Raw genomic sequence first — 13,284 nt, forward strand, 5'->3', positions numbered from 1 at the left:
AAATATAAAACCACAAAGACACAAAGAACACGAAGAAGTCTAATTTAGTTTAATTCTCAAATACTATTATGGCTATTACTAATTATGACCGAGTGACTAAGGCTTTGGCTTTACTCCAGGAAGGTGTTTATCCTTTTTTGGAACGTGAGATGAGAAGTCATTATGGCAGTCGTTGGTTGTCAGCGGCTTCCGCTTGTTTGCCGGATAATTATTTGGGGCGAAAGCAGGATATTCAGGAGGTTTTGCGTCAGGATGTTTCCGCTTTGTTGATTGTGATGTGGGAACAGTGGAATAATGTTTTTAAGAGTGTTTTGGGGCGCAGCGAACGGAGTATTGTTAGCGAGTTACGGGATACTCGGAATGAGTGGGCCCATACGACTACTTTTTCTAGTGATGATGCTTATCGGGCTTTGGATAGTGTTGCCCGGTTGTTGTCGGCGGTTTCTGCCCCCCAAGCGGTGGCGGAAGTTGAACGGCATAAGAAGGAGTTGTTGCGAGTCCAGTTTGAGGAACAAGCCCGTTATCGGTCTCGACGGGCAGCAGTGATTCCGACGGAGGGGCAGCCCCAAGGGGGTTTGAGTCCTTGGCGTGAGGTGGTGACGCCCCATCGTGATGTGGCTTCCGGTCGGTTCCAGCAGGCGGAGTTTGCGGCAGATTTGTGGCAGGTGTATTTGGATGAGGGGAGTAATGAGTATCGCGACCCGACGGAGTTTTATGGTCGGACTTATTTGACGGAAGGGTTAAAGCAACTTTTGGCGAATGCCCTACGGCGGTTGAGTGGTCAGGGTGGAGATCCGGTGATTTCTTTGCAGACGAATTTCGGCGGTGGGAAAACTCACGCGATGTTAGCCCTTTATCATTTGACTAATGCTTTGAAAATTTCCGATTTGCCGGGGATGGAGTCGATTTTTCAGGATTTGGGTTTTCAGGAACCGCCCCAAGATGTGAATGTGGCGGTGTTGGTGGGGAATAAGTTACAGCCGAGTGGGATTGTTGGTTATAAGCCAGAACATGAGGGTCAAAGTCGCCCGGTGATTAATACGCTTTGGGGTGAGTTGGCTTGGCAGTTGGGTGGGGCGGAGGGTTATGAGTTGGTTCGCAAGGCGGATGAAACTTCGACTAATCCTGGGGATGCGTTGAAGGTTCTGTTTAATCGGTTTGCCCCTTGTTTGATTTTGATTGATGAGTGGGTGGCTTATGCGAGGCAGTTGCATGACCAGAGTGATATTGCCGGGGGCAGTTTTGAGACGCAGTTTACTTTTGCCCAAACTTTGAGTGAGTCGGCGAAGAATGCCGATCGCACTTTGTTGGTGGTGAGTATTCCCGCTTCTGATATTTCCGACCCTCATACGGGTCAAACTCGCAGCAATGATATTGAGACGGGAGGAGAACGGGGGAAGGAAGCCCTGGAACGGTTGAAGAATGCGATCGGGCGGGTGGAGTCCCCTTGGCGTCCCGCGACGGGTGAGGAGAGTTTTGAGATTGTCCGACGGCGGCTATTTCAAACCAATACAGACCCGAATTTATTTGTGAAACGGGATGCGGTGGTTCGGGCTTTTGCCGAAATGTACCGCAACCAAAGTCAGGAGTTTCCCTCGGAATGTAAGGAACCGGATTATCAGCAGCGAATGAAAGCCGCTTATCCTATTCATCCCGAACTGTTCGATCGCCTCTATTCGGACTGGTCGAGTTTGGATAAGTTCCAACGGACTCGCGGGGTGTTGTGTTTAATGGCGAAAGTGATTCATTCTCTGTGGGAACGCAATGATCAAAGTTTAATGATTATGCCAGCCCATGTAGCGATCGATGATGTCCAAGTGCAGTCGCAACTTAGTCGCTATTTAGAAGATAACTGGATTCCGGTAATTGAGAAAGATGTAGATGGGCCAAATTCCTTGCCCTTAACTCTCGATCGCCAAAATCCCAACTTTGGCCGATATTCTGCTTGTCGTCGAGTGACGCGGACAATTTATATGGGGTCAGCCCCCACGTTGCGGGCGGCAAATCGCGGCTTAGAAGACCGTCGGATTAAGTTAGGTTGCGTACAACCGGGAGAAAATCCGGCAGCGTTTGGGGATGCGTTGCGGCGGTTAAGCGACCAAGCGACCTATATCTATTTAGATGGTAATCGCTATTGGGTTTCGACACAACCGAATGTGAACCGAACGGCGATCGAACGGACCAATCAATTATTAGAAGAAAACGAACGCTATAAGGTTGAGGCAGAAATCGTCAGACGGCTGAAAAAAGATAAGTCCAAAGGTGAATTTAGTGCGGTATTAATAGCCCCAGAATCTACCGCTGATATTGCGGACGATGCCAACAATTTGGGGGTGCGGTTGGTGATTTTGGGGCCGCAATATCCCCATAGTCGGAATAATCCAGAAAGTAAGGGGCAAAAATGGGCGGAAGACGCTTTACACCATAAAGGAAATAGCCCCCGGTTTTATAAGAATACGCTGCTATTTTTAGCTGCCGATAGCAATAAAATTGAGAATTTAGCCCGGAATGTGGCGCAATATCTGGCTTGGGAGGCGATCGTTGAAGATAAGAAGATTTTAAACCTAGATGCTTTCCAAGAAAAGCAGGCGATTAATAAAAAAGAGCAGTCAGATAAAGATGTAGCGGTGATTCTGCTGGATACTTATCAATGGTTGCTGGTGCCGACGCAAGAGTTAAGAATAGAGGAAAGAGAAGATAGTAAAGCGGAAAATAGTCTCTCTCCTATCTCTTCTATTATCTCGCCGATTGAATGGAAAGAAACCCGCTTGCAAGTGCAAGGTTCTCTGGTAGAAACTGCTAGTAAAAAAGCCGAATATGAAAGTAATTTACTCACGACTTATGGCCCTAATCTTTTGCGGCTTGAAGTGTTAGATGAGATATTATGGCGCGAACGATATCATCTTGACCTAAGCAGCTTGTGGGACTATTTGACCCGCTATTTATATTTACCCCGGTTAAAGGATAAATCGGTTCTTTTAGAATGTATTCAAAAAGGGGTAAATGTGATTAATTGGGCGGATCACTTTGCATTTGCCACAGGTTTTGATGAGGTCAAGGGCGAATATATCGGGTTACAATTTGGCACTGCAATTACTCCTAGTATTAGCCCAAATAGCCTGATTGTCAAACCGGAAATTGCCCAAAGACAAATCGATGCGGCACAGGCGGCAAAAGCATCTAATAGTCCCAGTATTTCAAAATGTGCCGCAAAAGGTGGGGCAGATCAAACATCAGGAACTAGCGAAAAAACCGACGCTAATGATGATAGCATAAAGCCACCAGAAAAGCAACCCCCCCGCCGATTTCATGGCAGTGTGGAAATCGACCCGATGCGGATTAATCGAGATGTAAGTGCGATCGCTAATGAAATCATCCAACACTTGACAGCTTTAACAGGGGCAAAGGTAAAAATTACCTTAGAAATTTCAGCGGATATCCCCGAAGGAGCACCAGATAATATTGTCAGAACGGTGACAGAAAATTGCCTAACTTTGAAATTTAAACATCAATCTTTTGAGTCAGAGTAAATAGATTTGAGGGAAAAAATAAGTAATTTAAACCACAGAGGCACAGAGAAACACAGAGGAGTTCGTCAATTTGTCTTTGTTTCTATGGGAATTACTGGCGGAATAATGGTCTTGCAACAGCGATAATTTCTGATGTTTTCGTAAAACAGGTGACAACCAACAACCACCTTGCCCTGAGTTTCGACCCTTCGACCCCACTCCCTTTGACTTCGCTCAGGACTCAACTTCCGCGAAGCGATGTCCTGAGTTCTGAGTCCTGAGCCCTGAACCCTGAGCCGGTCGGGATGCGAAGGGTCGAGATGCGAAGGGTCGAAGGGCAACCAACAACCAACAGCTAATTATTGTCCTTCAAAGATAACAATTCTAAAGCATTATTCACAAATAAAGTTTGCTGCGGGATGCCAATAGAAATACCGGATTGATCTAATCGGGTTTTTAATCGACGACGGCATTCTCGTCCCACAATCAAATGTTGTAAAGGCTTTACCTTTATCCAAACCCGAATCATCAACCCCGCATGATCCATACGGTCAATGCCTAAAAGTTCTGGAGGGGCAATAATTTTCTCGCGCCATTCAGGTTCGTTGTAAATCTCATCAACCACTTCTTGAATTACCGCAAAAGCTTGATCGATATTTGTCTGATAAGACACATCCAAAGTCAGATCGACTCTAGCCCATTCTTTGGAAAGATTTTGGACAATGGTAATAGAACTGTTGGGAATTGTAATTAAGCGACCTTCTCCGTTTCTCAGTTGAGTGATGCGTAGATTCATGTTCTCCACCAGTCCACCGACATCACCCACGGCAATCACATCGCCAACGGCATATTGGTCTTCTAATAAAACAAAAAACCCATTTATCGTATCTTTAATCACATTTTGTGAACCCAAAGAAATAGCTAAACCTAAAATTCCGGCTCCAGCCAGCAACGGGCCAATATTAATCCCAATCACGGATAAACCGACGAAAATCCCTACAGTAATTAATAGGCCACTACTGAGATTTTTAAGCACTCTGGAAAACGTAGAAAATCTTAAAGCGAGGCGTTCAGAATTGTCAATCGATTTAAATTTTCTGTTTTCTAAAGCAGCAAAGAAGCGATCGATTGCCATTCGACCGATCCGAATCGCCAAATAAGTGGAAAGACCTGTAAATATTAGCTGTAAAGGAATTGGCAAAAGGGAAATAATTATAGGTTGTAACCAGCGGCTATAAGGAAATATGCCTAAAACAACATAAGTGCCAACTCCCAAAACTCCCCCTTGACCCAAAGGCACCAGCCCTTGTTGGATTTCGTTAAAATTTCGTTTTTGCAGTAGGGTAATCCGTTGTTGCAATAGAGGGTTTACTGCTTCAGAAGATTCTGAAAAATTTTCTAAAGAATCTAAATAATTTTCCGATGATTCCGAGATGTTGGTCTTGGTTTCAGTTTCTTTATCTGCGGTTTCTGGAGTAATTTTAATTTCAATTTTTTTATGGTCTTTTTGCAGTTTTTGCTGCATAGAAACCAGAGTCAAATTAGACAATATTATGATAAAAATTACTACCGCAGCGGACATGGCTTGTTTTTTAAGTGCTTCGGGTTGACGTTCTAACTCAGCGTTTTTTAAGGCTTGTTGAATTTCTTGAATCCATTGGTAGGCTAAGGTTTCTAAGTCAATGCCCTGAATTTCCGCATCGAGATTGGTAACGGTTAAAATATAAATGGGTTGGGGTTGATTTTGCCAAGAAACGTAAATAACTGGCAGACCATTAACCGTTTCATAGTAAACTTTAAGCGTGTTTGGCTCAAAATTGCTTTGAAGCACGGTTTTTAGATGATGTTCAATAATTTCTGTCCGATTGTTGGTTAAGGGAGCGATGGAAAATATGATTCTGCCATCCAGTCTGACCGGGGCAGGAGTAATTTTTTGATTTTGATTAGCAGATAATAGAGGCGGCAAAATGATTTGCCAGCTTGTTCTGGCGGTGGATTTGGTGACTGGTTTAAACAGGGGAGGTGTTGACGAAGTTGCTGGGCTAGATGCTTTTGGTTGATCTGACGAGTTGGTTGGAGTTACTAAGGCTGGTTGAGGGTTGGTTTGAGCTTTTGTTAGTGGTTCTGAGGTAGATGTGGTGTTTGGACGGGTCGGTTCGGTTTGTGACCAGGCCGCAGAAATGGCTGATGGGTTGAAGCTGAGGGTACAAGCGATCGCGATCGCCATCAGGGTTTTTCTTGGCGGCTTTTTCCGGGGATGCTTTCTGGCCATTTTATTATGGTGATACATGGTCTGATTTTGGTTCATCAATCGATTTAGGGTTTGCTTTTGTCGCTGATACATATTGATTTGAGGTAAAAAGTCTCATACAATCCTGATGAACTTCACAAAACTTCATTGTCAGAAGATTATCACGAAAGTTAGAAATCTATCAGAAACTTAGTGGTGCGTTCTTATTAGCATAGAGGGTGATGATTCGGTAAACTGATGGCAAGTTTTTCTGTTAACACTTAATTTTGGATCGGGAGGTAGCGGTGACTGGGGGATATTCACAGAACAACGATGATACCAATGTCAATAATATCAGCGATCGGGTCTGCGAGTTTGACCGGGCGATGATGCAAAAATGCCTGGAACTGGCACGCCTTGCCCTGGGAAAGACTGCCCCTAATCCCCTGGTGGGTGCAGTGGTGGTCAAAGATGGTCAAATTGTGGGCACGGGCTTTCATCCGGGTGCTGGTCAGCCCCATGCGGAGGTGTTTGCTTTGCGGGAAGCCGGGGAAGAGGCGAAAGGTGCGACGATTTATGTCAGTTTAGAGCCGTGCAATCACTACGGACGCACGCCTCCTTGTTCGGAGACTGTGGTGCAAGCGGGGGTGGCTAGGGTAGTGGTGGGTATGGTGGATCCGAATCCCCTGGTGTCTGGTGGGGGAATTGCCCGGTTGCGATCGGCGGGGATTGAAGTGGTGGTGGGAGTGGAAGAGGAAGCTTGTCGTAAGTTGAATGAAGCTTTTATTTACCGCATTACTCACCATCGGCCTTTTGGGATTTTAAAATATGCTATGACCCTGGATGGCAAAATTGCCACAATTACTGGGGATAGCAATTGGGTGACTCAAGATGCGGCTCGCCATGAGGTGCATAGGGTTCGAGCCGCTTGTGATGCGGTGATTGTGGGGACGAATACGGTTTGCCAAGATAATCCATTTCTGACCAGTCATCATGCCGGAACTCATAATCCATTACGAGTGGTAATGAGTCGGAGCTTGAAGTTGCCCGCAGAAGCTCATTTGTGGGATGTTTCTGAGGCGCCAACTTTGGTGTTTACAGAAGTGGGCAGTAATCCTGAGCTACAAAAATTGTTGCTGAATAAAGGGGTTGAACTGGTAGAGTTTGACACTTTGACTCCAGGAAAGGTGATGGAATCTCTATATCAGCGAGAGTTGCTCTCGGTGTTGTGGGAATGCGGCGGGACTTTGGCGGCTCCGGCGATCGCCTCTGGTGCGGTGCAAAAAGTTCTGGCCTTTATTGCGCCGAAAATTATTGGTGGAGAGAGTGCGCCTTCTCCGGTGGGCAATTTAGGTTTAACATCGATGAGTCAGGCATTGATGTTAGAGCGAGTACAATGGCGCACGGTTGGCTCTGATTGTCTGATGGAAGGATATTTACCGGAAAATCAATCGGCAAAACCGTAAAGGCTTTACCAGTATTCTGGTGCTTCTGGGGAAGATTTACTTATGCTTGAAGTTTTGATCTGGAGCCTATTTGTGGGTACGTTAGGCATAGATGGCGTGCTGGTCAGTGCATGGCTGCGTTGGCAGCAAACGGTTGTCACCACTGAGGAGGAAGAGGAGGAGGAAATTTTGAGTAACCATGAATTTAAAGATCGGTTGACTGGAGAATCTTTTTCCGGGGGGACGGTGGGGCGATCGCCTCAGACTTTGAATGGTTTAGCCAGTTCTGCCGTTCCGCATCCAGGTTCCACCGTCCCCCCTAAACCTGTCCCTCCAGCTACGCCTTTACCTAACCGGAAAAATATGGCGGCTATAAAAACTCAACCCCAGAAAGCTGACCTCCCGCAGGAGCAAACTGCTGTGATTTATGAGCCGACAAATTTAGCTAATCTTGAACCAGATATCCTGAGCCAGTGTCCGCCGGTTGTAAATGGTTTTGATTATGCTGAAATCAGAGAAAAGCCAATGTATTTTACCGATGCTTCCACCACTGAGTGGGAATATAAAATTGTTCGCGCTCATTATGATTTATTTGGCAATGCTAATGAGTTTGTTAAGTTATGTGAAGAAGAAGCCCAAGCGGGCTGGATTTTGTTAGAAAAGCTGGATGATCGCCGAGTAAGGTTTAAGCGTTCTGTGGCCATGCGCGAACAATTTGATGGGAGTCAGCTTTCTTTTGACCCTTATCGGTGTTATTATGGCCCTTCTAATCAATGGACTCATTTTGTGGGGGCGATCGCGGCGATGACGGTGATGGTTTTACCGGCTTATTTAGGTTATATTTTGGTGTCTCAGACTACACAAGAAGCCCCGAAACAAAATTCTCAAACCCAAGCCCCTGTAGAGTTGATTAATCCAGATTTTGCTCCGCCACAAATTCCTTAATTTGATACTAATTGATGCTAATTGATGCTTGATGCTAATTGATGCTAATTGATGCTAAAATTGCCGATATATGCGGATATATAAAGTGATTTATTTGGGTATTTATTTTTATTGTTATAAAAATAAAAATAAATAACTGATCTAGGCCAGATTTGCTAGATTATTGTTAGTTTGTGAGGGCGGGCCAGAGTATCTGTGATTTTTAATTATAAAGTTTTAATGATTAATTGATGAAGGATTTCGCCAAATGATGCTATGGTTGATGGTTGGTTGTTTTCTTGAAGAGCATCAATGGCTGAAGTCCCTACATCTGCGGCAGAACTGGTCGCGACCCTGGCGGAACTGCCGGATCTGAATTTTCAATTGCCAGATCCAGAAGATGAACAAATCTCCGATTTTGATTTTACCGATCAGGTGGAAAATGCCTGGAAAGTTTGCGATCGCTTTGATTTGCAAACCGATATCTGGCGGGGAAGGATTCTACGAGCAGTGCGCGATCGGGAAAAAAAAGGGGGAGAAGGACGCGGCGCCGGTTTTCTCAACTGGCTCAAAGACCGAGAAATTAGTAAAAGTCAAGCTTATGCCTTGATAGAACTGGCGAACAGTGCCGATACTCTACTAAGTCAGGGACACCTTGACCCAGAGAACATCAATAAATTCAGCAAACGAGCTTTTGTAGAAACGGCCAAGTCCGCCCCAGAAGTTCAAGAAACCATTGCTCAAGCGGCTCGGAATAGCGATCGCATCACCCGCAAAGAAGTGCGACAACTGTCGGACGAATGGACTGCCATGACCAGCGATCTCTTGCCAGAGGAACTCAAAGAAAAAGCCACATCCGGGTCTTTACCCACCCGTTATCTGGCGCCCTTGGTCAAAGAAATGGAAAAGTTGCCAGAAGCCCATCAAAAATCAATTCGCGCTGAGGCGGCAGAAAATCCCGACGTAGATACGGTCAAGCAACTAACCTCTGATGCTCGCAACCTAGCCAAATATATAGAAGCAGCGGCACAGGTTCAAACGATTAACGAACAGTCGTTAGATATTGAAATGGCTTTAGAAGAGGCTTTACGCTTAGGCTGTTTAAACACCGCCGCTGATATGGTCAAGCAAGCCGCTATCTTAGAACAGTCTGTCACCAAGCTCTACACCACCTGGCGCAGGTTAGCGAATTTAACCGATCGCCTCTATGTCGATACCGGGGCGAGCACCCCAAACTTACGGGCGTTACTCACTTGCTTGGATAAACTTGCCCGGAACACGATCGAGGTGCCAATGGACGAAGGTAGCGATCGCACCATTCGCCTACAAGTCCTCAACGAATAGAGAAGTTTCCGGGGCAGGGGGCATCCGGGGCGGGGATGAGGGGCTTTAGGAGAGAAAAGAGAGGAGAGAGAATTTTCATGGTTCACCTCTTTCATTAGCATCCTATGCATCCTCTTTCATTAGTATCCTCCCCCGCCTGATTGACGGCTCGATTGGCGGCTCGATTGGCGGCTCCCCATTAAGACGTGGTGGCACACCGTCAGCGCAATAGTTGTGAAACAACCGATTTGAAACATCCCAAGGGTCAGGTCGTCCATGTTAAAGAAAATGGTCAAGCGATCGCCACTGAGTTAAATTACTCGAATATTCAACTATTGACCGTTGACGGTTGATAGTTACAGAAACCCGGTTTTTTAATTGAGATTTGGCTTTGATGCCTAAGCCTGCCCCCGTGAAGACGGGGGTTTACTCATAAACTCTGTTTCTTGGCTCGGCGATCGGTTATTAGTTATTGATTTTCGGAGATCAATAATAACATCACTTACTTAATATTTAGGGTTTTGTAGGGGCAATCCCCCCGTGGTTGCTCTTTTTCCCTTGGTGGTGGTTGCCCATCTTTCGTGGCGGTGGTTGCCCTAATATAAGGTTAATAGGCAATTCCTAAATGAATAACTCATCAGCGATCGCCATCAATTTTAATAACAGAAAAAATCAATTAGCTAGATTAGCGTATTAGATAGACCACTGATGCACAATCCATCTATTTCTCGGCCAAATGTTCCTAAAAGTATAATTTTCGGTATCATCATCCTGTGTATCTTACCGTTTTTATTAAATCAATTGGGACTAGATTTTTCTACGCCAGGAACTCCCCTAGAAGTCACCGAAATCCTTGACTGGGACTCAGAAAAGTTAACCGATGCGCTGCATCTCACTTTAGCCGGTAGCTTTGTACATACTTTATTAGAATGGACTGCTTGTTGTGCTGCCATTGTAATTGTCTTTTTAAGCTTACTAAATTACACCGCAACCGGCAAACCTATCTCGCCAATTTTAGGGTTAGCATTATTTTTTGCTGGACTAATGGATGCTTTTCATACTCTGATGGCAAATCGACTCCTAGATTTGGCGATTGATAATCCGAATCTGATTCCTTTTACATGGGTAATCTGCCGTTTATTCCATGCTCTGATTATGGTTTTTGGCGTCAGTATTTTAATCGTTTATTCACCGGACACAGATCGAAAAAACCAGCGAAAAACTTTGATATTTATCTCTATATTTAGCTGCATTTTTGGCATCATTGCTTATGGTATTATTAATTTCTATGCCAGCAACCATAATCTGCCCGAAACTATCTTTCCTAATCAGATAATCTCTCGGCCTTGGGATGTTATTCCCATGCTAATATTTGCTTTTGCCGGATTGGTCATTTATCCCAAGTTTTACCAGCAAAATCCGAATGTTTTTACCCATTCTATCGTGATTAGTGTCATTCCTAACATAGCGACTCAGCTTTATATGGCTTTTGGCTCTAGCGCCTTATTTGACAATGGGTTTAACATCGCTCACTTTCTCAAGATTTTTGCCTATCTTGTACCTTTGATTGGCTTATCCTCTGACTATATTAATAGTTATCGCAACCAAAATCGCTCTTTGTCAATCGACTTACAGCGCAGTTGGGAATTTCTTAATTCTCTCGCGGATCAAGTTCTAGATTCAACTCGGTTAACTCGACCACTTCAGGAATCGGGAGAACAACTAGAAAGCATGGTAATTCAACAAGTCACAGCCACCCAAGAGGCTGTCCAGACAACTCAAGAAATATCGGCAGTTTCAGAACAGTTATTCTCAATAGTAGGCGAAATAGAGCAAGCTTTTACTAGGATAAAAAATTCTGGCGATTCCCTTTCCTCTAAGTTGGGCAATATCGCCCAAGAAACCACGCATTTACCTCAGATTATTAACCAAATCAACTATATTGCCACCCAAACCAAAATGCTGTCGCTTAATGCATCTATTGAAGCCACAAAGGTGGGCAAAGAAGGGACAGGATTTACGGTGATTGCTAATGAAATTATCAAGTTAGCGGAGCAAACATCAGCCATTACTCAGGAGATTAATCCCATGATTCAGGGAATGCAAGCGGCTGTCAACAGTGGGGTTAAAGAAATGAATAAGTTGAATCATTTGACAATAGAAGAAGTTAATAAATTGACGGCAATTACTCAAACAATTGATCGGACAATTAAAATGCAAAGAGACGGAGCTTATAAAATTCAAGAATCCTTGAAAGAACTGAGTTATGCTTCCGAAAATGCCTCAAATTATCTGAGGAAGACTCTAGATAAAACTAATGATTCTCTGGAGAATTTGCATCAATCTGTAGAACAATTGCAAGCAGAGATGCTTCGGTTAGCGGATCGAGATAAAGCATTCTAGAATAATTAACAGGATGTCATGGTGCCGGTCAGCTAAAGCTGACCAGTCAACGCTGACCAGCCTTGGCTGAACACCTACGAGGATGTTGATTTAGTTTCCGCTTAGTGAACGAGGACATTCTCGCTTTTCCTCTGTTAGTAAAACAGCAATACATGGGGCTGTGGTCTGAAAGTGGAATGGTTTGGGCGGTAAAGGCTATAGGCTGTTCCCGCTCTCGGAAGGAATCACCTTGTTTTCAGGGGAAATGATCCGATCAAATTTTGACCAGTGACTCTTTAGACAAAAATATTCCTAGAATCTATTCCTAGAATCTATTCCTAGAATCTATTTCTAGAATCCCAGAATATTCAACGAGCAATGGAGAAAATGAAGATGTTTGATTGGCGTAAGTTTATTTTACTGAATTTAATTGTCCTAAATATTGCGTTGGTAATTTTAGGTTTTAGCAGTTTAGTTTCGGCGAAACCGACTTTAGCAACTCTGCCCGGGCAAGAAGAAGTTATGGCGCAAAATCCCCGGGTTCAAAGATGGGATTATTGGAGAATTAGACTCAGAACTACATCTCTTGAAGAAGACTGGAAAACAGTGATCGAAAGCGGCAAAAATGGCTGGGAAATGATTAACTGTGATGTCGAAAGTAGTGATAATTCTATCTTGTGTTTTTTTAAGCGCCCGATTTGAAGGGAGAAAAAAATTATCTACTTTCTTGAAGTATCTTTGATGGAACCGATCGCCCCACGGTGAGTGCTGGTTGGGGCGATCGCCTGCAAGTGAAAACAATTTAGGCAGTAGATTAGCCCCACATGGGGTTTTCTACTGCCTAGACTTTATAATGATAGATAAATTATGTGATTCTCCCAGGCGGATCCTGAGAGCGAATCGCCCGATAGAAACCAGTCAAAATTAATCCTGGGCAGCGCCCATTTTTTGCATGGTTTCATCATCATTATTGTCTTCATTATTGTTAGACTTGCCATAAGACTGGTTATAGCCACCATATCTTTTGCCTCGACGACCTGTGGTGCGCTTCCGAAACTTACGGGCGTATGCTTTGTTGCGTTCTGCTTTTTCTTTTTTTAGATTACGACGTTTAGCCACAATAACCTCATTTATAGGACAAAATAAAGCTTTGGGGATACGATTTTTAGGTCGATGGGCAGTTCCCAAAGGCTTTATTATTTTGATTTGATTGTCAGCGCCAAAATATTCCTAATTAATTCCTAATTATTAATTTTATTAATTATTTAGGATAATCATTAGGAGTCACTAGGAGTCACTGATCTGGATGGTTGCCCACTGGATACCCAATTCCCAGCCCTTGGGGGATCTGATGGATTGATTCAGGGGAAAAGCGATGTCTTGGTTAATAACTTACTGGCGATCGGGACGTGACCTTGAACTTTCGCTCTCTAAAAGCATCGCTCTTGATCTTTAACGGTGATACAGTTCA

8 protein-coding genes are annotated in these 13,284 nt (G+C 44.2%); 6 read left to right on the plus strand and 2 right to left on the minus strand.

The genetic code is table 11. From position 1 onward, the window contains the following. Positions 1–68: 68 nt before the first annotated feature. Positions 69–3,530 (plus strand): Swt1 family HEPN domain-containing protein, encoded by a 3,462-nt coding sequence (locus ABWT76_RS24365; RefSeq protein WP_354635078.1) that lies wholly within the window; start codon positions 69–71, stop codon positions 3,528–3,530. Between the two features lie 334 nt (positions 3,531–3,864). Here ABWT76_RS24365 and ABWT76_RS24370 read toward each other — a convergent pair whose 3' ends face one another. Continuing rightward, positions 3,865–5,817 carry a mechanosensitive ion channel family protein gene (locus tag ABWT76_RS24370; protein ID WP_354635079.1) on the minus strand — a complete coding sequence of 651 codons (1,953 nt, stop codon included), beginning with the start codon at positions 5,815–5,817 and terminating at the stop codon, positions 3,865–3,867. Between the two features lie 308 nt (positions 5,818–6,125). Between ABWT76_RS24370 and ribD the strand changes: the two genes are divergently transcribed. From ribD to ABWT76_RS24395, 5 genes are all read left to right on the plus strand, one after another. Then, the gene (gene ribD, locus ABWT76_RS24375; protein WP_072160605.1) at positions 6,126–7,205 is read left to right on the plus strand and encodes a bifunctional diaminohydroxyphosphoribosylaminopyrimidine deaminase/5-amino-6-(5-phosphoribosylamino)uracil reductase RibD; all 1,080 of its coding nucleotides are present in this window, start codon (positions 6,126–6,128) and stop codon (positions 7,203–7,205) included. A gap of 42 nt (positions 7,206–7,247) precedes the next feature. After that, complete coding sequence (locus ABWT76_RS24380) at positions 7,248–8,129, plus strand: hypothetical protein (protein WP_054464121.1); 882 nt, start codon at positions 7,248–7,250, stop codon at positions 8,127–8,129. A 291-nt stretch (positions 8,130–8,420) separates the two neighbouring features. Next, the gene (locus ABWT76_RS24385; protein ID WP_054464120.1) at positions 8,421–9,452 is read left to right on the plus strand and encodes a hypothetical protein; all 1,032 of its coding nucleotides are present in this window, start codon (positions 8,421–8,423) and stop codon (positions 9,450–9,452) included. Positions 9,453–10,139: 687 nt separating this feature from the next. After that, positions 10,140–11,834 carry a methyl-accepting chemotaxis protein gene (locus ABWT76_RS24390; protein ID WP_054464119.1) on the plus strand — a complete coding sequence of 565 codons (1,695 nt, stop codon included), beginning with the start codon at positions 10,140–10,142 and terminating at the stop codon, positions 11,832–11,834. 372 nt (positions 11,835–12,206) lie between these two features. Continuing rightward, positions 12,207–12,515: a hypothetical protein gene (locus ABWT76_RS24395; protein ID WP_054464118.1), complete on the plus strand. Its 309-nt coding sequence runs from the start codon at positions 12,207–12,209 to the stop codon at positions 12,513–12,515. Between the two features lie 222 nt (positions 12,516–12,737). Here ABWT76_RS24395 and ABWT76_RS24400 read toward each other — a convergent pair whose 3' ends face one another. Then, positions 12,738–12,932 (minus strand): hypothetical protein, encoded by a 195-nt coding sequence (locus tag ABWT76_RS24400; RefSeq protein WP_054464270.1) that lies wholly within the window; start codon positions 12,930–12,932, stop codon positions 12,738–12,740. Positions 12,933–13,284 lie beyond the last annotated feature (352 nt).

This window comes from Planktothricoides raciborskii GIHE-MW2 (genome assembly GCF_040564635.1).
Taxonomy (GTDB): domain Bacteria; phylum Cyanobacteriota; class Cyanobacteriia; order Cyanobacteriales; family Laspinemataceae; genus Planktothricoides; species Planktothricoides raciborskii.